This is a genomic window from Flavobacterium weaverense (assembly GCF_003688495.1).
Lineage (GTDB): Bacteria > Bacteroidota > Bacteroidia > Flavobacteriales > Flavobacteriaceae > Flavobacterium > Flavobacterium weaverense.
On record NZ_REFH01000009.1, the window covers coordinates 43,649 to 67,521 of the forward strand.

The following is a 23,873-nucleotide window of genomic DNA, read 5'->3' on the forward strand; positions in this document are numbered from 1 at the left end:
TTGTAGTTTTCTAACTGTAAACTTACGCTATTCCATTTATTTTTTAATTAAATGATTGTAACTTTGAGTTTTTAGTATAAAATAATAGCAATGAAATATCTCTTCCTCTTTATAACTTCTTTCATTTTTGCACAACAAACTCAATTTACTGATTTTAAATCAGTTTTAGGAAAAATTACTATAAATCCTGTTAGCAGATCAATTGCAGGCGATGTTTACTATGATTTTGAAGTATTGAAACCCATTGATACGATTAAAATTGATGCTCAAAACATGTTATTCTCAAATGTAAAATTGAATGGTAAAATAATCAATTTTATATACACGATGAAAGAATTACAAATCATTTTCCCTTTCCAAAAAGGAAAAAATAAATTGAGTTTTTCTTATTCCGCTACGCCAAAACAAACACTTTATTTTGTTGGTTCAGAAGAGAAGAACAATCTCCAAATATGGACGCAAGGACAAGGTAAATATACTAGTCATTGGTTTCCTAGCTTTGATGATGTAAATGAAAAAGTAATCTTTAATTTAAATATTGTTTTTAATAAAGAGTACGAAATTATCTCGAATGGAAAACTTGATTTTAAATCAGAATTAAACGGAATGTCGGTATGGAATTATAAAATGAAAAAACCAATGAGTTCCTATTTATTGATGCTAGCCATTGGGAAATATGAACAGAAAAAGCAATTATCTCATTCAGGAATCGCTCTAGAAATGTACTACGAACCGAAGGACAAAGAGAAATTTGAACCTACTTATCGCTATTCTAAGAAGATGTTTGATTTTCTCGAAAAAGAAATAGGAGTGAAGTATCCATGGGAAATTTACAAACAGACACCTGTCCGTGACTTTTTGTACGCTGGAATGGAAAATACTTCTTCAACTTTATTCTCAACTCGCTATGTTGTAGATTCAATTGGATTTGCTGATCGAAATTACACAAATGTAAATGCACATGAATTAGCACATCAGTGGTTTGGTGATTTGGTAACCGCCGAAAGCAGTAAACACCATTGGTTGCAAGAAGGATTTGCGACGTATTACGCTTTGCTAGCAGAAAGAGAAATATATGGCGAAGATTACTTTTATTCTAAACTATACGAATCCGCTCAGCAACTGAAATTTGCTTCACGATCTGATACTATTCCAGTTTTAAATGCTAAAGCGAGTTCTTTGACATTTTATCAAAAAGGAGCTTGGGCTTTGTTTGTTTTAAAAGAAGCAATCGGTGAAAAAAAATTCAAAAAAGCGGTAAAAGCGTATTTGAAAAAAAACTCTTTCAAATCAGTAAATACGGAAGATTTCTTTACTGAAATAAAAAAAGTATCGTCTTTTGATTTAAAAAGTTTTAGTAAAGTTTGGCTTGAATCAAGTGCATTCAGTACTTTAGAAGCGAATGAGTTACTTAAAAAAAATAAGGCAACAGCTGCTTTTCTAGAAGTGGATAAATTAAGAAATAAATCTTTAATAGAAAAGAAGAAGTACTTTACTGAAATTATGCAATCTGATGTGTATTACACTATTAAGGAAGCTGTGTTAAATCAAATTAATAATGAAAAATTTGAAGACAAAAAAGAATTTCTAGTTTTAGCTTTGCATACTAATAATGTACAAGTTCGCCAGGCAGTAGCACGAACTGTAAATAAAATACCAGAAGATTTTAGAGGTGAATATGAATCGTTGTTAGACGACAGATCATATCAGACACAAGAAATCGCATTGTTCAATCTTTCGAATAACTTCCCCTTACAGCGGTTTAAATATTTGGATCAGTCTAAAAATTGGATAGGTTTCAACGATTATAATTTGAGAAATTTATGGTTATCGTTAGCGCTTACAACAGCAAATTATGCAGAGGATAAGGAAGCTTTGATAAGTGAATTAATTGAGTATTCGTCAATAAATTTCGAAGCTACAAACCGACAAAACGCTTTGGAAAATCTAATAGCTTTTAAATTAATAAATGATGTTGTTTTGAGTAATTTAGTTAATGCAACTACACACCATATGTGGCAATTTTCTAAATTTGGAAGAGACAGTATTAGAAAACTATTGAAAAATAGCGAGATGAGAATTTCGTTTGAAAGGATCCTTCCCAAATTAAATGAAAATGAGCAGTTTCAACTTGAACGGTTACTAAAAGAATGAGATTTTAATATATCTTAGATTTTACCAATTTTATTCAATAATAATAATTTTATGAGAGCATTAGTAATTTCGGGTGGAGGAAGTAAAGGAGCATTTGCAGGCGGTGTTGCGCAATATCTTCTTGAAGTAGAGAAAAGAAAATATGATATTTTTATAGGAACTTCAACTGGTAGTTTACTAATCCCGCATTTAGCTTTAGGAAATATTGAAAAAATTCATCGCATTTATACTAATGTTGATATGAAGAAAATTTTTAATGTAAATCCTTTTATTGTAAAAAAGAAAAACGGTGTTGACATCGTAACAATCAATCATTTTAATGTCATTTGGCAATACATAAAGGGAAAGCGAACATTTGGAGAAAGTAATCGACTGCTGACTTACATTAAGAGAAATTTCAATACGGCTGATTTTAATAAGCTAAAGTCTTTAAATACTGATGTTGTTATTACAGTTACAAATCTTTCTAAAAATGAAGCGGAGTATAAGTCCATTCGAGATTTTAAGTATTCTGAATTTTGTGAGTGGATTTGGATTTCGAGTAATTACATTCCTTTTATGAGCCTAGTGACAAAAAATAATGATGAATATGGCGATGGTGGATTCTCCAGTCTAGTTCCTATTAGAGAAGCTATCAATCGCGGCGCTACTGAAATTGATGTTGTCATTTTAGAAAGTGAAGTAAATTTAGAAAAGGCTATTGTTGGTAAAAATCCTTTTTCACTAATGATTGATCTGTTCCGAATTGCCTTAGACCAAGTAGAAAAGCATGATATTGCTATTGGAAAGTTATTAGCAAATCATAAGAATGTAAAGCTGAATTTATATTATACGCCGGTAAAATTGACAAACAACGCACTTATTTTCAATAAAAAAGTAATGAAAGAGTGGTGGAAACAAGGTTATGAATATGCCCAAAATAAATCAGAATTAATGAGTGATAACAGGTGATTTTAGATTAATAAATCGTTACTATTTTACTATTTCTAATAAATTTTAAATGTATGAGTTCAATTACAAAGATATTTTCATTATTAATTCTAGTTTTTATTTTTAGCTGCAGCTCGTATAGAAATCATTTAAAAAATGTGCTGAATTCAACTAATCCAAAGATTAAAGGTGTAATGGATAATGCAAAACAGCACGAACTGCAGATTATTTACACTGAAATTATAAGAGATAAGAATGGCAAAGTTTCATTCAAAGATTACACTTATAATCTTAATACCACTAACTACTTTTACCCTGCTAGTACTATAAAACTTCCAATTGCTATTCTCGCGTTAGAAAAATTAAATACAATTGATAATACTTCAGTAAATACAGAATTTTCTATTGAAGGAAACAATGAAAAATTAAAATTTGCTGACGAAATTTCGAAAGTATTTGCAGTTAGCGATAATGTGGCTAGTACTAATTTATTTGAATTTATCGGGTTTGATTATATCAATCAAAAGATGATAGAGAAAGGTTTATCTCCATTTAGAATGAGTCACAGACTTTCTGGTGTTGATCCAAGAAACCCTTTAGTTAAATCCACTACATTATTTAAGGAAGATCAAGTTTTAATAGAATTTCCATCGAAACTAAATCAGGAAGTAACTGCTTTAAAACTGAGCGGAACTCATAAAGGAATTGGTTATCTAAATGGGGAAGGAAAAATGGTCAACGAATCATTCGACTTCTCTAAGAGAAATTATTATCCTTTGCAGTCCTTACACAGTACCTTAAAGCGCATTGTGTTTCCGGAGGCTTTTAAAGAAGAAGAGCGTTTCAAAATAACGGAGAATGACAGACAATTTCTATTGTATTCAATGCAGAATCTTCCAAAAAACGCTGGGTACAATTCTACTGAATATTACGATGGATATTGTAAATTTCTTATGTTTGGAGACACTCAAGAAAACATTCCTCCGTCAATAAAGATTTATAATAAAGTTGGAAATGCTTACGGAACAATGATAGACTGCGCTTACATCGTTGATGCAGAAAACAAGATCGAATTCATGTTATCGGCCACAATCATCGCTAATAATAATGGAATATTTAATGATAATGTTTATGAATATGACACTGTAAGTTTGCCTTTTCTAGCTGAATTAGGTCGTCAATTATATGAGCGAAACAAACGTTAGAGATTTCTTTTAACTAGAATTTTCTGCATTACCACAATTGTCCGACCTCATTTTTGATAAATGATAGTGCTGCACTACTTGGTGTTGGTTTTTCGATAAAATCACTTACTACATAAGCACGTAAACTATCGGCATCTGTTACTTTGTCATTTTGAGTTGCTAAGCGAATCATTTGAATTGTAGCGTTTTTTGCTGTCATTATTATAGACCAACACTCTTCAGAAACATAAATTTGTTGCGATAAATTATGCTCGAATTCTTGATCGATTTGCGCTATTACTAAGTTTTGATAATCTACTTTGTCATTCGATAGCGGGTTTATTCGAACCATCATTTGCGAAGGATTAATTCGTTCCATTAAAAGCGTTATTCTTTCGTATGCTTGTAATCGCAACGGTAAAATAGCAGGAAGCGTATCTTTTTGCAACAACCACTTTCGCGTATTTTGCTGATCTTTAAAATAAGATATAAAAAGAAAATACGCCACGCCACCAGTTATAAGTGACGGTATTGAATAAGCTAATATTTCGATTATTCTAGTAGAATCCATTTTGAGTATAATTTGAAAAGCACAAATATACTTTTTAGATTATAAATCGCCGCCATTTAATTAGTAATAACTGTTTTCGAATGGTAATTTTGCCATTTACTGTCAAAAATTTAACACGGACTATTTTAATGGAAACTTACATATTAGTTTTACTTTGTTTAGCTGCTTTTGCTGCAGGATTTATAGATGCGATTGTGGGTGGAGGCGGACTAATACAAACTCCAATGGGGCTAATTTTATTACCTAATCTTCCGGTTTCAACTGTAATAGGAACTTTAAAAGTGCCTGCATTTAGTGGAACTTCATTTGCAGCCTACCAGTATCTAAAAAAAGTAGATATGAATTGGAAATTACTAAGTATCATGATGCTTTTAGCGTTTCCGTCAGCTTTTCTTGGTTCAACTTTACTTACTTACGTCAGCAATGATTTTATGAAACCTTTACTTTTAGTGGTTTTGTCGTTCTTAGTAATCTATACCTACGCAAAGAAGAATTTTGGTCAACATGCAGAAAAAAATCATTCCGCACGTACCCAAATTTTTAATGCTATAGGAATTAGTTTTATAGTAGGTCTGTATGATGGTTTTATTGGGCCAGGAACAGGGAGTTTCCTTGTTGTAGCATTTATAGCTATCATGGGATTTGATTTTTTACATGCTTCTGCAAATGCCAAAATGGTCAACTTATCGACAAATTTTGGTTCTATTTGTCTGTTCATATTAAAAGGTAAAATTATATGGGCTGTTGCGATTCCAATGGCTTTTAGTAATGCGCTTGGAGGTTGGCTTGGAGCTAAACTAGCGATTAACAAGGGAAATAGTTTTATTAGAATTTTCTTTTTGGTAGTTGTAATTGGAACTCTAATTCGTTTTGCATACGATGTGTTTTTTAAATAAAGGACTAGAAGCTCTATTAATAAAGACAGACACAAATTTCACAAATTAGCACTAATACTTAGATCTTCATATTACACTAATAGTTACAATAATTCATGGTTATCAAAATTATTTGCGCGATTCATCTAAAACTTAAATGTTCTTATATATCTTATATGGTAAAAACATTTAAACACTACATAATTATTAATTAAAAAGAATAATTTTTCTTCTCTGCAATCAGCCAAAATTTATAACGAAATCAATTATTCATTGTTCTTTTTTGATACTGAAAACCTCGATCTAAATTGCTATTTTTGTATAACAAAATTTAAAATTTCACATGCATAAATATATTGATCAGCTAAACGAAGCGCAACGTGAACCCGTTCTACAAAAAGAGGGTCCTATGATAATTATTGCAGGAGCAGGTTCTGGTAAAACTCGTGTGTTGACTATTAGAATTGCTTATCTAATGCATCAAGGAGTTGATGCTTTTAGTATTTTATCTTTGACTTTTACCAATAAGGCGGCACGCGAAATGAAAAAGCGTATCTCTGATATTGTTGGTGTTGGTGAAGCTAAAAATCTTTGGATGGGAACATTTCACTCTGTTTTTGCTCGAATTTTAAGATCAGAAGCGGAACATTTGGGTTATCCCTCTAATTTTACAATTTATGATTCTCAAGATTCATTACGTGCCATTTCTGGAATTATTAAGGAAATGCAGTTGGATAGAGATGTATATAAACCTAAACAAGTTTTAAGCCGAATTTCAAATTTTAAAAATAGCTTAATTACGGTTAAAGCATATTTTAATGACCCAGATTTGCAAGAAGCAGATGCGATGTCCAAAAAGCCACGTATGGGAGAAATTTATCAAAATTATGTAGATCGCTGTTTTAAATCTGGAGCGATGGATTTTGATGATTTATTACTAAAGACCAATGAACTTCTAACACGTTTTCCTGAGGTTCTTGCAAAATACCAAAACCGCTTTAGATACATTTTAGTGGATGAGTACCAAGATACGAATCACTCACAATATTTAATTGTTCGCGCTTTATCAGATAAATTTCAAAATATTTGCGTGGTAGGAGATGATGCACAAAGTATTTACGCGTTCCGCGGAGCGAATATTAATAATATTCTGAATTTTCAAAAAGATTACGAGGGAGTAAAAACATATCGATTAGAACAGAATTATCGCTCTACTAAAAACATAGTTGAAGCAGCTAATACTATTATTGATAAGAATAAAGTTAAATTAGATAAAGTCGTTTGGACCGCAAATGATTTTGGAGCCAAAATAAAAGTGCACCGCAGTTTAACAGATAACGAAGAAGGACGATTTGTTGCTAGTACTATTTGGGAGCAAAAAATGCAGAATCAATTACATAATGGTGCTTTTGCTATTTTGTATCGTACCAATGCACAATCACGTGCGATGGAAGATGCTTTGAGAAAAAGAGATATTCCATATCGAATTTACGGAGGACTTTCATTCTACCAAAGAAAAGAAGTAAAGGATGTTTTATGCTATCTACGACTGGTTATAAATCCAAAAGATGAAGAGGCGTTGATGCGAGTGATCAATTATCCTGCTCGTGGAATTGGTAATACAACAATCGAAAAATTGACTATTGCAGCAAATCATTACAAGCGCTCGATGTTTGAAGTGATGCAAAATATAGAACGTATTGATTTAAAACTGAATTCAGGAACGAAACAAAAATTATTAGATTTTGTTACGATGATTCAAAGTTTCCAAGCAATAAATGAAAACCAAGATGCATTCTATGTAACGGATCACGTAGCTAAAAAAACAGGATTACTTCAAGAATTAAAGAAAGATGCTACTCCAGAAGGAATGGGCAAAATTCAGAATATTGAAGAACTTTTAAATGGAATAAAGGATTTCACGGATGGTCAGAAAGAAGTTGACGGAGCGAGAGGAGCTTTGTCTGAATTTATGGAAGATGTGGCCTTAGCAACAGATTTAGATAAAGACACCAGTGATGAAGATCGCGTTGCTTTAATGACAATTCACTTAGCTAAAGGTCTTGAATTTCCGCACGTTTTTGTCGTAGGAATGGAAGAGGACTTGTTTCCTAGTGCAATGAGTATGAGCACCAGAAGTGAACTGGAGGAAGAACGTCGCTTATTTTATGTGGCTCTAACTCGAGCAGAACATCAAGCATATTTGACTTATGCACAGTCGCGTTATCGTTGGGGAAAATTGACAGATAGTGAGCCATCTCGATTTATCGAAGAGATTGATAGTCAATATTTAGAATATTTATCGCCGCCTGAAAATAATTACCGCTACAAGCCAATGATTGATAGTGATATTTTTGGAGATGTTGATAAATCTAAACTGCGCTTAGCTAAACCAGTAGGCGGGACTCCGCCGCAACCTACATCTAGTAATGATTCTAAACCGGATATTAATGTTCGAAGACTAAAACCAGTTGCTACTAATGCATCTTCAGGAAGCGCTAATTTATTTGACAATAAATTAACGGCAGGAAATATTGTAATGCACGAGCGTTTTGGCAAAGGACAAGTGGTGAATCTAGAAGGCGTAGGAGCAGACAAGAAAGCAGAAATTAAATTTGAAGTTGGTGGAATTAAGAAACTCTTACTTCGCTTTGCAAAACTGGATATTATAGGTTAAAATCAAATTGCTTAAATTTGATAATTAGAAAAAAAGAGAAAAATGGCAGAATTTATAAAAATATATGAGAACAAACCTAACGAAGCGGCTATAGCCAAAGTAGTAAAGGTTTTGAGAGACGGTGGACTAATAATCTATCCTACGGATACAGTTTACGGATTGGGATGCGATATTACTAATACTAAAGCTCTAGAAAGAATTGCAAAGATTAAAGGTATTAAGCTTGAAAAAGCTAATTTTTCATTTATTTGTCACGATTTAAGTAATATTTCAGATTACGTGAGGCAAATTGATACGTCGACATTCAAAATATTGAAGAGAGCTTTGCCGGGTCCTTACACTTTTATTTTACCTGGGAATAATAATTTACCAAAGGAATTCAAAAAGAAAACTACTGTAGGTATCAGAGTTCCTAATAATTCTATTGCGTTAGAGATTGTAAAGGTTTTAGGAAATCCAATTGTATCTACTTCAATTAGAGATGATGATGACGTAATTGAATATACTACAGATCCAGAACTTATTTTTGAGAAGTGGCAAAATCTTGTAGACTTAGTTATTGACGGTGGTTATGGAGATAATGTAGGTTCTACAATTGTTGATTTATCTGGCGATGAGCCAATTATTGTTAGAGAAGGAAAAGGTAGTTTAGATATTTTATAAGTAAATTTAAAAAATTGGCAAGATTATTGCAAATTTATATTAGAATTTAGTATGTTTACTAATAATTTAAACTTAGTTAGTTAAAAATAATTACAATATCTTATTCTTAATTATATTTAATTGGTTGTTAAAGAAGAATTGAGGATAGGTAAAGGCAGATCATTTTGATCTGCCTTTTTTTATATAAAACCGTAACTAAGATGTAAACATATTTTTTGGATCAGTTTTAAAAATTGGTCATAAAAAAAACGCCTCAAATTGAGGCGTTTTGTTATTTAAATTAATCTAGGATTAATTATTGTTTTTGCTTTTTCATTTCTTTTTCAATCATTTCGTAGAATTGATCAATTTTTGGCAATACAACAATACGAGTTCTTCTGTTACGTGCTCTGTTTTCAGCAGAATCATTTGCAACTAAAGGAATGTATGAACTTCTTCCTGCAGCAATCAATTGCTCTGGTTTAACTCCTAATTGGTTTGTTAAAACACGGATAATTGAAGTAGAACGTTTAACACTTAAATCCCAGTTGTCTAACAATACACCTGAACCGTTAAGTGGAACATTATCAGTATGACCTTCAACCATACACTCAAAGTCTGGTTTGTCATTAACTACTTTTGCAACTTTAGCTAAAACACCTTTAGCTTTATCAGTAACATCATAGCTTCCTGTTTTAAACAATAATTTGTCTGCAATAGAGATAAAAACAACTCCTTTTTCAACATTTATTTCGATATCTGGATCAGATATTCCTACTGAACTTTTTAAACTTGTTACTAAAGCAAGCGTCACACTATCTTTCTTAGTTAATGCATCTTGCATTCTACTAATTTTTAAATCTTTTTCTTTAATAGATTCTAAAGCTTTTTCAATACTTTGAGCACCTTTAGTAGTCAAAATTGTCATATCTTTAGATGTAGTGATTAGTGTTTGATTGTGTTCTTTCAAACCATCAACTCTAGCCATAAGACCCGCTTTTTCCTCTAAACAAGAATTTAATTTTACCGTAGCAGTATTTAGTAAATCTTGAGTTTCTTTATTTCTAGCTTCTAAGTCTGTATATTTCTTTTTGGAAACACAAGAAGTTAAAAGAGCCATTACCGATAAGGCGATTACGATTTTTTTCATAAATTGTTTAAATTTTTTGATTATAGTGTTAAAAGCAAAGTTACTTTTTTTAATTCTATTTAATTCTAAATAAATCGTTAAATACGATAACTTTCCTGATGTAATAGGAGTAAACGATACTTTTTACGTTATAGTATTGCTGTTGTTGAAATTCAGTTCTTTTTCCATAATAAACCTTAAAAAAGCCATAAAAAGACCAATGGGCTTTTAATATTGCCCATAAGTGAGTTGGCTTTCCTTTCACTAAAAATTGTATTCCAGCAACTGCATCTAAGAGCATTCGAACCAAAAGAATTTTATACAGTTTTGACTTTGGAAGATTTTTAGTCAACATCAATAATGAATTCCTAAAATTCAAAAATGTTTTCATTGGGTGACCTTGTTGTAAAGTCGCCCCGCCAACGTGATAAACAACCGATTGCGAATTATATTTTATTATAAATCTTTTATTACGAGCTCTCCAGCATAAATCAATCTCTTCTTGATGAGCAAAGAATTCGCCGTCAAAACCGTTTAAATCATGATAAACTTGACTTCTAATGAAGAAGCAAGCTCCAGAGGCCCAAAATATTTCACAGTTATCATTGTGCTGTCCGTTGTCTTTTTCTAAAGTTTCAAAAATCCTTCCGCGGCAGTAAGGATATCCATACTGATCTATATATCCGCCAGCAGCTCCCGCATATTCAAAATACTGCTTTTGTTTAAAATCTAAAATTTTAGGTTGAATAATAGCAGTTTTAGGTTCTTTTTCAAATGTCGAAAGTATAGGTTGTAACCAATTTTTAGTTACCTCTATATCAGAATTTACTAAAGCATATATATCCGCTTTAATATATTTAAGCGATTCATTGTATCCACTTGCAAAACCAAGATTACTATCGTTTTTAATAATTTTAACCGATGGATAAAAAACTTCTAAAAAAGAAACAGAATCATCAGTTGATGCATTATCAACAACGTAAACTGTAGCTTCAGTAGAATATTCAACGATGGATGGAAGAAATTTTTCCAACAATAACATTCCATTCCAGTTTAATATAACAACAGCTATTTCCATTTTAAAATTTAATTATTGGTTTTGATACATTGGTAATTCAGTAAGAAACTGGTATTTCTCATTTTCAAAATCCATTTGGCAAAAGTAATGATTCAAACCATTAGTTACCATCAAAAATTGGGCATTCATAGTCATATTATATCTAGCGATCTGATCAAAAGTAGCTTGAGCAATTGTAATTGCAGGCGCTTTACATTCGATTAATATAAAAATTGAACCATCTGAGTTAAACACTACAACATCATATCTTTTTCGTAATCCATTGACTTTTAAAACTTTCTCTACATTAATTAAAGATTTTGGATATTTTTTTTCTTCCAATAAAAATTGAACAACGTGCTGTCTTACCCATTCTTCTGGAGTGAGAATGATAAATTTTTTCCTGATTTCATCAAAAATAGACACTTTATTTTCGCTATTTTTGAATCGAAATTTATATGTTGAAAAATTCAATTGCTGCATAGAGCAAAAGTATAAAATAAGATTTAAAGATTGAAACGTAATAGATAGTTACGTTTTGTTGCTAAGAAACTCAGAATCTGAAGGATAAAAAAATGGATGAAGTTTTAAAAATAGTTAATGATATTAAAAATGGTTATATAAAGCCCATCTATTTTTTAATGGGTGAGGAAACCTATTATATAGATAAGCTATCTGATTATATTGAGCAAAAAGTATTAACGGAGGAAGAAAAAGGCTTTAACCAAACTGTTCTTTATGGCAGAGATGTTACAATCGAAGATATTATTTCTACTGCAAAACGATATCCAATGATGGCAGAACGCCAAGTTGTAATTGTAAAGGAAGCTCAGGATTTAGCTAGGACTATTGAAAAATTAGAAGCGTATGCTGAAAACCCAATGCCAACTACCGTTTTAGTAATTTGCTACAAATACAAAGCTTTTGACAAACGTAAGAAAGTAACTAAATTAATAGCTAAAAACGGTGTCGTTTTCGAAAGCAAGAAATTGTATGAAAACCAAGTTGGAGACTGGATAAAGCGTGTTTTAGCTGGGAAGAAATACGCAATTGAACCAAAAGCTACTGCAATGCTTGTCGAATTCTTGGGAACGGATTTGAGTAAAATCAACAATGAACTTGAAAAGTTACAAATAATACTTCCTGTTGGAACAACCATTAGTCCAAAAGACATTGAAGAAAATATAGGTTTTAGTAAAGATTTTAATGTATTTGAATTACGAAAAGCACTTGGTGAACGTAATCAATTAAAAGCATATACTATTGCTGAAAACTTTGCTCAGAATCCAAAGGATAATCCAATGGTAGTTACTACAAGTTTAGTTTTTGGTTTTTTTATCCAATTATTAAAATATCATGGCTTGAAAGATCGTAATCCTAAAAATGTTGCGGCCGTAATAGGAGTAAATCCATACTTTTTAAAAGAATATGATTTGGCTTTGAAAAATTACCCAATGAAAAAAGTAAGCCAGATTGTGGGTGCTTTGAGAGATATAGACGTTAGAAGCAAAGGTGTTGGTTCAAATGCAATATCACAATCAGATTTATTAAAGGAAATGCTTTATAAAATATTTAATTAAAGCATAAAAAATACCGATATTTGCAAATCCGTTTCGAAACTTCGAAATAAGAAATAAAAATTAAAACATCACAACTATGGGAATGAATAAAAATACCATTTTAGGTTGGGCGACCTTAATCATGATTCTTATGGGGTTACTACTTATAGGACTAGGAGCTTTTAGATATAGCGATGTTTCAGGATGGGGATTTGCAGCAGTAGGTCTTGGCTTTTTAGCTAATGCATGGGTATTTAGTTCACTTAAAGGCAGACTTTAGTGGTAATCATTGTTCCTATTGAATATATAGAGTAACTTTAAAAAATAAACAATAAACACTTTAAACAAGAATTATGGCAGACGATAAAAAAGTTATCTTCTCAATGTCAAAATTGAGTAAAACCTATCAAGGAGCAGATAAACCTGTACTTAAAAATATCTACTTGAGTTTCTTTTACGGAGCTAAAATTGGTATTTTAGGTTTAAATGGTTCCGGAAAATCTTCTTTATTAAAAATTATTGCAGGTGTAGATAAAAACTATCAAGGAGATGTTGTTTTTGCACCAGGTTATACTGTGGGTTACTTAGAACAAGAGCCAATTCTTGATGATACTAAAACAGTAATTGAAATTGTTAAAGAAGGAGTTGCTGAAACGATGGCCGTTCTTGATGAATTTAACAAAATCAATGATAGTTTTGGTTTACCAGAAGTATATGAGAATGCAGATAAAATGGAGCAATTGATGGATCGTCAAGCGCTTTTACAAGATAAAATTGATGCATTAGGTGCTTGGGAAATTGACACAAAATTAGAAATTGCCATGGATGCATTGCGTACTCCAGAAGGTGATACTCCAATTAAAAATTTATCTGGTGGAGAGCGCCGTCGTGTTGCTTTATGTCGTTTGTTATTGCAACAACCTGATGTATTGCTTCTAGATGAGCCTACGAATCACTTGGATGCAGAAAGTGTTCTTTGGTTAGAACAACATTTAGCACAGTATGCTGGAACAGTGATTGCTGTTACGCACGATAGATACTTTCTAGATAATGTTGCAGGATGGATTTTAGAATTGGACAGAGGTGAAGGTATTCCTTGGAAAGGAAATTATAGTTCATGGTTGGACCAAAAGTCTAGTAGAATGGCATTAGAAGAAAAAACAGCTTCTAAACGTAGAAAAAACTTAGAACGTGAGTTGGACTGGGTTCGACAAGGAGCTAAAGGTCGTCAAACAAAACAAAAAGCACGTTTACAGAACTATGATAAATTATTGAATGAAGACCAAAAGCAATTGGACGAAAATTTAGAAATTTATATTCCAAATGGTCCGCGTTTAGGAACAAATGTAATTGAAGCTAAAAATGTTGCTAAAGGTTTTGGTGATAAATTATTATATGATAATTTAAATTTCACTTTGCCACAAGCGGGAATTGTTGGGATTATTGGACCAAACGGTGCTGGTAAATCAACTATTTTCAAAATGATAATGGGTGAAGAAAAACCAGATTCTGGTGAATTTATGATTGGTGATACTGTTAAAATCGCTTATGTGGATCAAGCACACTCTAATATTAATCCTGACAAATCTATTTGGGAAAACTTTTCTGATGGTCAAGAATTAATTATGATGGGTGGAAAACAAGTGAATTCAAGAGCTTATTTATCTCGTTTTAACTTTGGAGGAGGAGAGCAAAATAAAAAGGTTTCTGCTCTTTCTGGTGGAGAACGCAACCGTTTACACCTTGCGATGACATTAAAAGAAGAAGGAAACGTTTTATTACTGGATGAGCCTACAAATGATTTAGATATTAATACACTTCGTGCACTAGAAGAAGGTTTAGAAAGTTTTGCTGGTTGTGCAGTAGTAATATCGCACGATAGATGGTTCCTAGATAGAATATGTACTCATATTTTAGCTTTTGAGGGAAACTCTGAAGTATATTGTTTTGAAGGTGGATTCTCTGAATATGAAGAGAACAAAAAAAAACGTCTAGGTGGTGATTTAACTCCGAAAAGATTGAAATACAGAAAGTTAATTAGAAGCTAAATCGCTTTCAAATTTTCTAACAGCAAGAGGATGTCCGAAAGGCCATCCTCTTTTTTTTGCTGTTATTTATTTCTTTTTATCTGAATTCATCATAATAAAAACGGCGGCAACTAGTCCTACTATTACCAAACCAAATACGACAACCATTATAAATGTCCCGTTATCCATTGTAAAAAGTGTTGTGTCTTTCATGTTTTATTAAATTTTAAGATTCGTCAAATATATACTTCTTGCAATATAAAAGGTATGATATTTATCATAATTATTTTTATTCCAAAAATTTCGCCTTTAAATGAGTTGAAGGGAGCATGCAGGCATCTTTTTTTCCATACCACTTATAACGATTTTTAGCGATGTAATCATATATAAAATTCGTAAAGGAAGAAGGCAAGATTGAAAAAATTTGAGATAACGAGAAAATTCCTCCGAGATCTTTTGCAATTTCAAAAACAGCTTGTGATTTATGGTAGTAAGCAAAACCAGGCTGATATAAAATTATACTATCCAATTTCTCACTGCTTACTCCAAGGTATGTCGTAATTTCTTTCCCTAAATCTGATTGTAGTGATGCAAATCTAAAAATATCTTTTTTATCGTGTTTGATTATAAACTGAACCGCAGAATCACAAAGATTACAAACGCCATCAAAGAGTATTATTTTTTTATCGTTAGGTAGTTTTTCCATTTTATAGTGATTGCAAGAGATGAAGTAATTTTAATAATTCAGCAAGTTTTATTGTCATTACGAGGAACGAAGTAATCCAATTAAGTTGATCACTTTCATTACTCAACTCGGTTAATTTTAGTGTGGTTGCGTCGTTCCTCGCAATGACTAGTGTTATTAGATAATATTATGTCCAGCATACTTTTATCCTGATGCTAATGCCTCGTTCCTCGCAATGACTTTATTCAGTCATTATGGATTTAATATCCTCAAATAAATCTTTCCATGTGGGATTCAATGAGCGAATCAAATTATTTTTACTTTCTCTCGAACCAGCTTTAATCTGTTTTTCTCTTGTAATTGCATCACCAATCCATTGAAATTGTTCATACTAAACTAATATATTAAGATTATAACGCGCCGAAAATGAATTGGAATATCTTTTTTCTTTGTGCTCCAAAATTCGTTGCGGAAGATTGGAAGTTACTCCAGTATAAACTACAGTTTGGTATTTATTAGTGATTATATAAATAAATCCTGGTTTCATAGTTTTTATTTTATTAATACTGTCATTACGAGGAACGAAGTAATCTTATTAAGTTGATCACTTTCATTACTCAACTCGGTTATTTTTAGTGTGGTTGCGTCGTTCCTCGCAATGACTTGCGTAACCAACTGTATTTAAATTTATTTAACTCTATTATTAAAAGTTTATTTAATTGTGATTGCGAAGTTTATCGTAATGACTGAATAAAAAGTAAAAAAGCCAATTCTGTCAAGAGCTTATATTACTTCTTCACAGCTTCAACTAATTCTAAGTCTTCTAAACTTACTTTAGACATAAAAACACCATAATTCACATTAGCTTTGTTTTTTTCAATGTTTTCTATAGTTCCTACAGCTTTTCCGTCAAGCATGCGAACTCTATCACCAACTTTCAAAATATGTTTAATTTTTTCAATTACAGGTTTTAGTTTCTTTTCTTTCTTCTCTTTTCTGATCTCTTCGACATGAACTGTTACTTCCTCAATAATTTCTTTTTTCTTAGCGACAATTGCTTTCGCTTCTTTAGGAGTTGCTTTTATACGCTTAGAATTTTCTATTTCGATAATTTTCAAAAATTCAGCTATTAGATCTTTTTTATTTTTATTGTTGAAATACTTCTGTGAAATATCTTCAATTTTTTGTCCAATATAAATTGTCTTCTGATTACTATCATATAGTTCTTGATAGCTTTCTAATTTCTGCTTTATCTTGACATTTATATTTTCCATTTTGCGTCCTTCTTCACGCGCTTTCGTTTCTTCCTCTTTTAGTGTTTGTGAAGTTTTTTCCATCTTCGAGCGCTCTTTTTGAAGCGTAGCGATAGTCTTATCAAACCGTACTTTTCCAACTTCAATCTTCTTTTTAGCTCTATTGATTAGTCCGTACGGTATTCCATTTTTGAGTGCTACTTCAAAAGTAAAGGAACTTCCTGCTTGTCCCAAAGCTAGTTTATACATTGGTTCTAATGATTTCTCATCAAAAAGCATATTGGCATTCGTCGCAAACGGCAATTCATTTGCAAGAATCTTTAAGTTGGAATAATGTGTTGTGATAATTCCGAAAGCTTCTCTATGATAAAATTCTTCTAAGAAAATCTCCGCTAATGCGCCACCTAATTCCGGATCTGAACCCGTACCGAATTCATCAATCAAAAACATAGTTTTTCTATTACATTTCTTGAGAAAGTAATTCATGTTTTTTAATCGGTAACTATAAGTACTCAAATGATTTTCAATAGATTGATTGTCTCCAATATCCGTTAATATACGATCAAATAAGAAAGTTTCACTTCTTTCGTGAACTGGAATTAGCATTCCAGATTGCAGCATTAATTGCAGTAGACCAACAGTTTTTAAGGATATTGTTTTTCCACCAGCGTTAGGTCCAGAAATAACTATTATTCTATTTTCTTGCGCTAACTCAATAGTTTGAGGATGCGTAATTTCATTTTTTTGTTTGTTATTCAAATACAAAATAGGATGGAAGGCATCTCTAAAATATAGCCTTCTATTTTCAGTAATGGCTGGCATGATACCGTTAATTCGATTAGCATACTTGGCTTTAGCAGCAATCACATCAATGTCACTTAAGAAATCTTGATATTGAATTAATAAAGGTAAAAAAGGTCTAATTTGATTGGTAAGCTGTTTTAAAATTCTATTAATTTCTTCCTTTTCTTCGTATTCTAAGTTGCTCAGTTCTCTCGAATAATTTAAAGTTGCTTCAGGCTCAATATAAGCTATACTTCCTGTTTTTGAACTTCCTAATATTGATCCTTTCACTTTGCGACGATACATAGACAATACCGCTAAAACTCTACGATTCTGAACGAAACTTTCTTTGATATCATCTAAATAACCTAAAGCATTGTATTGCGTTAAAGCAGTTCCAAAACTTTGATTCACTTTTCCTCTTACTGTATTCATATTTCTACGAGTATTTAGTAAGTCTGGAGAAGCATTATCTTTAATTTCTCCGTATTTATCTACAATTTCGTCTACCATTGCAATAATATCCTTTGTAAATTCGACTGCTAGAGCTCTCGAATTTAAATTAGGATAATAGTCATCAAACTTTTTAAAATAGGTAAGTAAAAAGTTTACAGAGGAGGATATAGTAGCAATTTTGCGAAAACTTCCAACCTCTAGTAAGCTATCTTCTATTGCAAGAAATCTAATTTCGTGCGTGATCGCGTCAAAACCATGGTTTGGAATTGCATTATTATTTTGGAAAGACGAGACATACTCTGATGTTTGCATTAATGCTTTCATCAACGTTTCCTTATCTTTAAAAGGAGTTATTTCTAATGCTTTTTGTTTTCCTATATCAGTATTACAAATTTCCGAAATCGTCTCTAAAACGGTTGGAAATTGTAAATCTTGTAATGTTTTTTCGGTGATGGATATCATTTATGGCTCTGGTTCTTTTCAGTACAAAAATAGTTAATAGTTAAGACTATTTAACAGTCATTCACAAAGAATTAAAGATTGTTTACTTTCGCTTTTATTACGTTTTTAATGAAGAATTTTATGCAACTACAATTACACTATGTATCTTTGAAAATTAAATATTAGAGATGAAAATTAATCTTAATGCGGATTGGCAAAATATTTTATCAGAGGAAATCCAAAAGCCCTATTTTGAAGAATTATTAGAAATAGTTGATCGAGAATACAATGAGCAAATTTGTCATCCTCCGAAAGATCTAATTTTTTCAGCTTTTAATTATTGCAGTCTCAACGATTTAAAAGTAGTAATAATTGGCCAAGATCCATATCATGGTCGTGGAGAAGCCAACGGTTTATCATTTTCAGTTAATGATGGCGTGAGAATTCCTCCTTCACTACGAAATATTTATCGGGAATTAAATGATGATATAGGAACTATTTTTTTACCAACTTCTGGAAATCTAGAAAAATGGGCTAAACAAGGAGTTTTACTTTTGAACGCTTCATTGACAGTAAGAGAAGACACACCAAATAGTCACAAACATTTAAAATGGAATCTTTTTACCGATGCTGTAATTCAAAAAATTTCAAACGACAGAGAAAATATTGTCTTTTTACTTTGGGGCGCTTTTGCACAAAAAAAAGGTCTCAAAATTGATCGTAGTAAACATTTAGTTTTAGAATCAGGACATCCTTCGCCAATGAGTGCGAATCAAGGAAAATGGTTTGGAAATAAACATTTTAGTAAAACTAATGATTACTTAAAAAGTAAAGGTATTGCACCTATAGAATGGATTACTGGTGAATAAATTTACTTTTAAAATCTAGGACTGTATTTCATTTTAGTTTGCGTGAGGGATTGAAGCTAGCTACCGAAGTAGCGCGGAAAGCCCGACAGCATAAAAGAAGAAGGGCTCATCACAGTAATGTAATGAGCCCTTCTTGTTTTATGGTGGCACGCTCAAATCAATGAACAAACCTATATTTTACTCTTTTTTTACTTTTATTATATCGTCTAAAACCGCTCTATTTTCGTAGTTAATTACTTGTAAAATGATTTCTTGATTTTTTAAAGTTTTACCTTCAATTACGTAAAGCTTTCCTTTTTTAACAACAACATTACTTTTATCAAAAACTACGTCTCCAAATTGTAAAGTGTTTTTAACATCTGAAGTATCAATCCATGATTCAGCTAATATTTGAGATGCTTTTTCAGAATAATGAAAAGGTTTGTTTCTTAAATCATTTAAAACTCTAGCATTAGGAAAATAATTACAACGGGTGTCTTTACCGCTAAAAACCAAAGAGACAAAAAACACTCCCATTACCAAACCCACTAAATAATAAGCGAAACGATGTATAAATTTCATGATTAATTTTTGTGCAAAGGTAGAAGAAAGTTTCCTTAAAAAACAATTAAATTGATGTCGTTGTTAGGCAAATTAAACCAATCTCCAATGGCACTGCTGGTGAGAATTCCGTGGTACATATATACTCCATTTTTTAATCCTGTATCAAAACGAATGGCCGTTTCAATACCGCCATCGTCCGCAATTTGTAACAGATATGGAGAAATAATATTACTTATGGAAAGTGAAGCCGTTTTTGAATATCTAGACGGAATATTAGGAACACAATAATGCAATACATTACTTTTAATAAATGTGGGTTTCTCATGCGTAGTAACTTCTGAAGTTTCAAAACAACCGCCAGTATCAATACTTACATCAACGATTACTGCACCTTTTTTCATGTGTTCGACCATTGTTTCTGTAACAATTACTGGACAGCGTTCAATTCCTCGCATCGCTCCAATGGCTACATCACATCGTCTTAATGCTTTTAGCAAAGCTTTTGGTTGAATGGTTGAAGTGAATATTCGCTGGTTCAAATTATTTTGTAATCGACGTAACTTAGTAATTGAATTATCAAAAACTTTTACCGTCGCACCTAATCCTATAGCTGTTTTTGCAGCAAATTCTCCCACAGTTCCTGCTCCTAGAATAACGACATCAGTAGGAGGTACGCCAGTAATATTCCCAAATAATAATCCTTTTCCAAACTCGTTTGTAATCATTAATTCGGCCGCGATAAGTACCGAAGCAGTTCCAGCAATTTCACTCAATGACTTCACCGCTGGATAGGAGCCATCTTCATCCTTAATATATTCAAAAGCGAGTGCGGTTATTTTCTTTTTGGACAATGCCTCAAAATAGCATTTTTTACGTGTTTTAATCTGGATCGCAGAAATTAGAATTGTTTTAGGATTCATCATTTCTATCTCTGCAGTGGTTGCAGGTTCGACCTTTAAAATCATTGGACAACCAAAAACTTTTTTAGTATCACAAGTTACTTCAGCACCAGCATCCGAATATTCTTTATCAGTATAACTTGAACTCTCGCCAGCACCAGTTTCAATCATCACTCGATGACCGTGAAATGTCAATGAATTCACAGCGTCAGGAGTAAGACAAATACGTCGCTCTTGATGACTATTTTCTTTTGGTATACCAATAAAAAGTTCGCTTTTCTGTCTTCCCACTTCAAGTTTTTCTTCTTGAGGTAAAAGCTGCTGCTTTGTGAAAGGTGTGTTGGTAATTGGCATTGGTTGTTATTTTAAAAGTCCGATTACTATCAAATTTTTAATAGAAAAAGTACAATAGTTTAGTGTTTAATGAGATAAAGATAAGCAGAAATTTTAAACAATAATTCGTTCCATTTTTATATCTGCTCTTTCATAATTTCCAGTTTCTAATTCGATTTCTTCAAATCCAAATTTACGATATAAATGTAAGGCTGTAAGCAGCTTTCTATTAGAGTACAAAATTAATTTTTCAATCTTATTTTCCTTAGCGAAAGATAAGCAATGATCAATTAATTTCTTTCCAATTCCCAATCCCTGAATTTTGCTGGTTACTGCCATTTTGCTTAATTCAAAAGTTGAATCATCTATTTTCAGAAGAGAAACGGTTCCAATAATTTCACCATTATATCTGGCATAAAATATAAATCCTCCTTTATCAATAATTTCCCCTTGTGGATTTGAAAGTACAAGTTGATCCTTTGGTTCCACTTTAAAATATTTTATAAGCCATTCGAAATTTAATATTTTGATATGATCTTTTAGATCTGTTGTAAAAGGGATTATTTCTAAAGTGTTTTCTAGACTCATTTTTTGTTCTAACTTAATATTAATTCTCGTTTTCCATCAGGAAGCAAAGAAATTGTAATGACTGAATGTGCCTCCGGAATTAAATTAGGGATCTTTTCAGCCCATTCAACAAAACACCAATTTCCAGAATATAAATAATCATCGATTCCCATATCTAGCGCTTCGGTTTCCTTGTTTAATCTATAAAAATCAAAATGGTAAACGATTTGATTGTCAGCTGCTTTATATTCATTAACTAAAGAAAAGGTTGGGCTGTTTGTAGCACCTTGAACTCCTAAATATTTACATAATTGCTTAATAAGTGTTGTTTTTCCAACGCCCATTTCTCCATGAAAAAGAATTACTTTATTTGGATTTTCTGCTATTATTTTTTGAGCAACTTGCTCTATTTGCTCTAATGAAAAGTTGATTTCCATGATCGTTTTAGTTGGCTTATTCAGATTGTAAAAATAAAGTAAATCTCGTAAAATAAGTACTATTGAGATAGTGCATTATTATTACGAGATTTATATTTAAAGGTTATTTCGGACTAAATATTAAACATGGAATTATCATTTCTTCTAGAGAAATTCCTCCGTGTTGATAGGTATTTTTGTAGTAACTGACATAGTGATTATAATTATTTACGTAAGCTAAAAACAAATCATTTTTCGCAAAAATATATGAACTACTCATGTTAATCGCTGGTAAACCAATGTTTTTTGGTTCCTTAACAGCATACACATCCTTATTTTCATAAGTTAAACTTCGTCCAGTTTTATAACGTAAATTTAAGCTGGTGTTTTTATCTCCTATTACTTTTGAAGGATTTTTTACATTAATCGTACCGTGGTCGGTTGTTAAAATTAATTTGAATCCCATTTTTTGAGCTTGTTGAATTATTTCTAACAGAGGGGAGTTTTTAAACCAACTCAAAGTTAGTGACCTGTACGCTTTATCATCTGAAGCAAGTTCTTTTACTACGTCCATTTCTGTTTTAGCGTGAGAAAGCATGTCTACAAAATTATAGACAACTGTAACTAAATCATTATTCTTTAAAGATTTGAATCCTTCAACTAATTTTTTTCCACCCGCAAGGTTGGTTATTTTGAAGTAGTCTTCCTTGATATTCAATCCTATTCTTTTTAATTGCGCTGTTAAAAATTCAGCTTCGTACAAATTTTTTCCACCTTCTTCAGGATCATTTTTCCAATACTGCGGAAACTGTTTCTCCATCTCAATTGGCATTAAGCCAGAAAATATTGCGTTTCTTGCATATTGTGTAGCGGTAGGTAAAATAGAATAATATGCAACTTCTTTCTCTAATTTATAGTAATTTCCCACAACGCTTTCAAATGCTTTCCACTGGTCGTAGCGAAGATTATCAATTACTACAAACAAGATTGGCTTATCTTTTTTCTTTAGTTCTGGTAGTACTAACTCTTTGAATAATGTATGTGATTGAACAGGTTTATCCGCTTTTGGTGCAAACCAATCTTCATAATTACGCTCAATAAATTTTCCAAATTGAGAATTAGCTTCTGCTTTTTGAGATTCCAGAATTTCAATCATTCCTTGGTCATCGATATTCTCCAACTCTAATTCCCAAAAGATAAGTTTTTTATACATTTCGACCCAATCTTCATAGGAGTTGACTTGTGCCATTTCCATAGTAATTTTTCGAAATTCTTTCTGATAATCTAAAGTTGTTTTTTGAGAAATCAATCGAGAGTGATCTAAATTTTTCTTTAAACTCAGTAAAATCTGATTTGGATTCACAGGTTTAATAAGATAATCAGCGATTTTAGAACCAATCGCTTCCTCCATTATATATTCTTCCTCACTCTTAGTGATCATAATCATAGGAACTGAAGATTTTTTTTCCTTCATTTCCATTAGTGTTTCAAGTCCGCTAATTCCGGGCATATTTTCATCCAGAAAAACAACATCAAAGTTATTTTCTTCGAAAATTGTAATAGCATCGAGACCGTTATTACAAGTAGTTACTTCGTAATTTTTTTTCTCAAGAAATAGTATATGTGGTTTCAAAAGGTCGATTTCATCATCTACCCAAAGTATTTTTATTTTATCCATAATTTGTATTGCAAGTATTGTATTGTACAAAATCAAAGTGCCAAATTACATTTTTTTGTAGCTTGTATCTGCTAATATTATTATAATTTTTTACCAAGTCAGTTGGTGGTTATCTTAAACTTTTCGACCTAAATTGGAGTTTAAC

Annotated in this window: 23 protein-coding genes; 10 read left to right on the top strand and 13 right to left on the bottom strand. The window is 31.8% G+C overall.

The genetic code is table 11. The features are described 5' to 3' along the window. Nucleotides 1-90: 90 nt before the first annotated feature. Genes BC961_RS06940 through BC961_RS06950 form a run of 3 tightly spaced genes read left to right on the top strand, consistent with a single transcriptional unit; the run spans nt 91 to nt 4,289 of the window. Complete coding sequence (locus tag BC961_RS06940; RefSeq protein WP_121925151.1) at nt 91-2,154, top strand: M1 family metallopeptidase; 2,064 nt, start codon at nt 91-93, stop codon at nt 2,152-2,154. Nucleotides 2,155-2,205: 51 nt separating this feature from the next. Further along, nucleotides 2,206-3,105, top strand: a complete 900-nt coding sequence (locus tag BC961_RS06945; RefSeq protein ID WP_121925152.1) for a patatin-like phospholipase family protein — start codon at nt 2,206-2,208, stop codon at nt 3,103-3,105. Nucleotides 3,106-3,158: 53 nt separating this feature from the next. After that, nucleotides 3,159-4,289 carry a serine hydrolase gene (locus tag BC961_RS06950; protein ID WP_121925153.1) on the top strand — a complete coding sequence of 377 codons (1,131 nt, stop codon included), beginning with the start codon at nt 3,159-3,161 and terminating at the stop codon, nt 4,287-4,289. Nucleotides 4,290-4,317: 28 nt separating this feature from the next. On the opposite strand, the gene BC961_RS06955 is transcribed toward BC961_RS06950, so the two are convergent. Then, nucleotides 4,318-4,839, bottom strand: a complete 522-nt coding sequence (locus tag BC961_RS06955) for a DUF7935 family protein (protein ID WP_121925154.1) — start codon at nt 4,837-4,839, stop codon at nt 4,318-4,320. A gap of 128 nt (nt 4,840-4,967) precedes the next feature. On the opposite strand from BC961_RS06955, the gene BC961_RS06960 reads away from it, so the two are divergent. The 3 genes from BC961_RS06960 (at nt 4,968) to BC961_RS06970 (ending at nt 9,054) form a co-directional block, all read left to right on the top strand. Continuing rightward, a complete protein-coding gene (locus tag BC961_RS06960; RefSeq protein WP_121925155.1) occupies nt 4,968-5,735 on the top strand; it encodes a sulfite exporter TauE/SafE family protein in 768 nt (255 codons plus the stop codon). Between the two features lie 322 nt (nt 5,736-6,057). After that, complete coding sequence (locus tag BC961_RS06965; protein WP_121925156.1) at nt 6,058-8,391, top strand: ATP-dependent helicase; 2,334 nt, start codon at nt 6,058-6,060, stop codon at nt 8,389-8,391. A 42-nt stretch (nt 8,392-8,433) separates the two neighbouring features. Further along, entirely contained in the window at nt 8,434-9,054 is a 621-nt protein-coding gene (locus BC961_RS06970) for an L-threonylcarbamoyladenylate synthase (protein WP_121925157.1), read from the top strand. Between the two features lie 295 nt (nt 9,055-9,349). Here BC961_RS06970 and BC961_RS06975 read toward each other — a convergent pair whose 3' ends face one another. The 3 genes from BC961_RS06975 to BC961_RS06985 are packed head-to-tail and all read right to left on the bottom strand — an operon-like array spanning nt 9,350 to nt 11,702. Then, nucleotides 9,350-10,183 carry an OmpA/MotB family protein gene (locus BC961_RS06975; RefSeq protein ID WP_121925158.1) on the bottom strand — a complete coding sequence of 278 codons (834 nt, stop codon included), beginning with the start codon at nt 10,181-10,183 and terminating at the stop codon, nt 9,350-9,352. 55 nt (nt 10,184-10,238) lie between these two features. Beyond that, nucleotides 10,239-11,240 (bottom strand): glycosyltransferase family 2 protein, encoded by a 1,002-nt coding sequence (locus BC961_RS06980; RefSeq protein ID WP_121925159.1) that lies wholly within the window; start codon nt 11,238-11,240, stop codon nt 10,239-10,241. A 12-nt stretch (nt 11,241-11,252) separates the two neighbouring features. Then, nucleotides 11,253-11,702, bottom strand: coding sequence for a type I restriction enzyme HsdR N-terminal domain-containing protein (locus tag BC961_RS06985; RefSeq protein WP_121925160.1), 450 nt, complete (start codon nt 11,700-11,702; stop codon nt 11,253-11,255). A gap of 92 nt (nt 11,703-11,794) precedes the next feature. On the opposite strand from BC961_RS06985, the gene holA reads away from it, so the two are divergent. From holA to ettA, 3 genes are all read left to right on the top strand, one after another. Next, entirely contained in the window at nt 11,795-12,799 is a 1,005-nt protein-coding gene (gene holA / locus BC961_RS06990) for a DNA polymerase III subunit delta (protein ID WP_121925161.1), read from the top strand. Between the two features lie 76 nt (nt 12,800-12,875). Continuing rightward, nucleotides 12,876-13,058, top strand: a complete 183-nt coding sequence (locus BC961_RS06995; protein ID WP_121925162.1) for a CAL67264 family membrane protein — start codon at nt 12,876-12,878, stop codon at nt 13,056-13,058. A 73-nt stretch (nt 13,059-13,131) separates the two neighbouring features. Then, entirely contained in the window at nt 13,132-14,826 is a 1,695-nt protein-coding gene (gene ettA, locus BC961_RS07000) for an energy-dependent translational throttle protein EttA (protein WP_121925163.1), read from the top strand. Nucleotides 14,827-14,892: 66 nt separating this feature from the next. Here the strand turns inward: ettA and BC961_RS14905 are convergent, their stop codons facing one another. The 4 genes from BC961_RS14905 to BC961_RS07015 all read right to left on the bottom strand — a co-directional run bounded on the left by BC961_RS14905 (nt 14,893) and on the right by BC961_RS07015 (nt 18,444). After that, nucleotides 14,893-15,018: a hypothetical protein gene (locus BC961_RS14905; protein WP_262706557.1), complete on the bottom strand. Its 126-nt coding sequence runs from the start codon at nt 15,016-15,018 to the stop codon at nt 14,893-14,895. A gap of 76 nt (nt 15,019-15,094) precedes the next feature. Further along, nucleotides 15,095-15,511, bottom strand: coding sequence for a thiol-disulfide oxidoreductase DCC family protein (locus BC961_RS07005; RefSeq protein ID WP_121925164.1), 417 nt, complete (start codon nt 15,509-15,511; stop codon nt 15,095-15,097). A 370-nt stretch (nt 15,512-15,881) separates the two neighbouring features. Then, nucleotides 15,882-16,037, bottom strand: a complete 156-nt coding sequence (locus BC961_RS14935; protein WP_317126961.1) for a GIY-YIG nuclease family protein — start codon at nt 16,035-16,037, stop codon at nt 15,882-15,884. A gap of 241 nt (nt 16,038-16,278) precedes the next feature. Then, nucleotides 16,279-18,444, bottom strand: a complete 2,166-nt coding sequence (locus BC961_RS07015) for an endonuclease MutS2 (RefSeq protein ID WP_121925165.1) — start codon at nt 18,442-18,444, stop codon at nt 16,279-16,281. A gap of 167 nt (nt 18,445-18,611) precedes the next feature. Here BC961_RS07015 and ung point away from each other — a divergent pair, with 167 nt between their 5' ends. After that, entirely contained in the window at nt 18,612-19,292 is a 681-nt protein-coding gene (ung, locus tag BC961_RS07020) for a uracil-DNA glycosylase (RefSeq protein WP_121925166.1), read from the top strand. 177 nt (nt 19,293-19,469) lie between these two features. Here ung and BC961_RS07025 read toward each other — a convergent pair whose 3' ends face one another. The 5 genes from BC961_RS07025 to porX all read right to left on the bottom strand — a co-directional run bounded on the left by BC961_RS07025 (nt 19,470) and on the right by porX (nt 23,728). Next, nucleotides 19,470-19,853 (bottom strand): DUF4258 domain-containing protein, encoded by a 384-nt coding sequence (locus BC961_RS07025; RefSeq protein WP_121925167.1) that lies wholly within the window; start codon nt 19,851-19,853, stop codon nt 19,470-19,472. A gap of 35 nt (nt 19,854-19,888) precedes the next feature. Continuing rightward, a complete protein-coding gene (locus tag BC961_RS07030; protein WP_170151296.1) occupies nt 19,889-21,088 on the bottom strand; it encodes an alanine dehydrogenase in 1,200 nt (399 codons plus the stop codon). Nucleotides 21,089-21,181: 93 nt separating this feature from the next. Further along, nucleotides 21,182-21,655 carry a GNAT family N-acetyltransferase gene (locus tag BC961_RS07035; RefSeq protein WP_121925168.1) on the bottom strand — a complete coding sequence of 158 codons (474 nt, stop codon included), beginning with the start codon at nt 21,653-21,655 and terminating at the stop codon, nt 21,182-21,184. A gap of 8 nt (nt 21,656-21,663) precedes the next feature. After that, complete coding sequence (tsaE, locus tag BC961_RS07040) at nt 21,664-22,071, bottom strand: tRNA (adenosine(37)-N6)-threonylcarbamoyltransferase complex ATPase subunit type 1 TsaE (RefSeq protein WP_121925169.1); 408 nt, start codon at nt 22,069-22,071, stop codon at nt 21,664-21,666. Between the two features lie 103 nt (nt 22,072-22,174). Beyond that, nucleotides 22,175-23,728: a T9SS response regulator signal transducer PorX gene (porX, locus tag BC961_RS07045; RefSeq protein ID WP_121925170.1), complete on the bottom strand. Its 1,554-nt coding sequence runs from the start codon at nt 23,726-23,728 to the stop codon at nt 22,175-22,177. Nucleotides 23,729-23,873: the final 145 nt, after the last annotated feature.

Excerpts from the sequence above, each read along its gene's own strand:
- BC961_RS06940 (WP_121925151.1), top strand. The coding sequence starts at position 91 with ATGAAATATCTCTTCCTCTTTATAACTTCTTTCATTTTTGCACAACAA.
- BC961_RS06945 (WP_121925152.1), top strand. The coding sequence starts at position 2,206 with ATGAGAGCATTAGTAATTTCGGGTGGAGGAAGTAAAGGAGCATTTGCA.
- BC961_RS06950 (WP_121925153.1), top strand. The coding sequence starts at position 3,159 with ATGAGTTCAATTACAAAGATATTTTCATTATTAATTCTAGTTTTTATT.
- BC961_RS06955 (WP_121925154.1), bottom strand. The coding sequence starts at position 4,839 with ATGGATTCTACTAGAATAATCGAAATATTAGCTTATTCAATACCGTCA.
- BC961_RS06960 (WP_121925155.1), top strand. The coding sequence starts at position 4,968 with ATGGAAACTTACATATTAGTTTTACTTTGTTTAGCTGCTTTTGCTGCA.
- BC961_RS06965 (WP_121925156.1), top strand. The coding sequence starts at position 6,058 with ATGCATAAATATATTGATCAGCTAAACGAAGCGCAACGTGAACCCGTT.
- BC961_RS06970 (WP_121925157.1), top strand. The coding sequence starts at position 8,434 with ATGGCAGAATTTATAAAAATATATGAGAACAAACCTAACGAAGCGGCT.
- BC961_RS06975 (WP_121925158.1), bottom strand. The coding sequence starts at position 10,183 with ATGAAAAAAATCGTAATCGCCTTATCGGTAATGGCTCTTTTAACTTCT.
- BC961_RS06980 (WP_121925159.1), bottom strand. The coding sequence starts at position 11,240 with ATGGAAATAGCTGTTGTTATATTAAACTGGAATGGAATGTTATTGTTG.
- BC961_RS06985 (WP_121925160.1), bottom strand. The coding sequence starts at position 11,702 with ATGCAGCAATTGAATTTTTCAACATATAAATTTCGATTCAAAAATAGC.
- holA (WP_121925161.1), top strand. The coding sequence starts at position 11,795 with ATGGATGAAGTTTTAAAAATAGTTAATGATATTAAAAATGGTTATATA.
- BC961_RS06995 (WP_121925162.1), top strand. The coding sequence starts at position 12,876 with ATGGGAATGAATAAAAATACCATTTTAGGTTGGGCGACCTTAATCATG.
- ettA (WP_121925163.1), top strand. The coding sequence starts at position 13,132 with ATGGCAGACGATAAAAAAGTTATCTTCTCAATGTCAAAATTGAGTAAA.
- BC961_RS14905 (WP_262706557.1), bottom strand. The coding sequence starts at position 15,018 with ATGAAAGACACAACACTTTTTACAATGGATAACGGGACATTTATAATG.
- BC961_RS07005 (WP_121925164.1), bottom strand. The coding sequence starts at position 15,511 with ATGGAAAAACTACCTAACGATAAAAAAATAATACTCTTTGATGGCGTT.
- BC961_RS14935 (WP_317126961.1), bottom strand. The coding sequence starts at position 16,037 with ATGAAACCAGGATTTATTTATATAATCACTAATAAATACCAAACTGTA.
- BC961_RS07015 (WP_121925165.1), bottom strand. The coding sequence starts at position 18,444 with ATGATATCCATCACCGAAAAAACATTACAAGATTTACAATTTCCAACC.
- ung (WP_121925166.1), top strand. The coding sequence starts at position 18,612 with ATGAAAATTAATCTTAATGCGGATTGGCAAAATATTTTATCAGAGGAA.
- BC961_RS07025 (WP_121925167.1), bottom strand. The coding sequence starts at position 19,853 with ATGAAATTTATACATCGTTTCGCTTATTATTTAGTGGGTTTGGTAATG.
- BC961_RS07030 (WP_170151296.1), bottom strand. The coding sequence starts at position 21,088 with ATGCCAATTACCAACACACCTTTCACAAAGCAGCAGCTTTTACCTCAA.
- BC961_RS07035 (WP_121925168.1), bottom strand. The coding sequence starts at position 21,655 with ATGAGTCTAGAAAACACTTTAGAAATAATCCCTTTTACAACAGATCTA.
- tsaE (WP_121925169.1), bottom strand. The coding sequence starts at position 22,071 with ATGGAAATCAACTTTTCATTAGAGCAAATAGAGCAAGTTGCTCAAAAA.
- porX (WP_121925170.1), bottom strand. The coding sequence starts at position 23,728 with ATGGATAAAATAAAAATACTTTGGGTAGATGATGAAATCGACCTTTTG.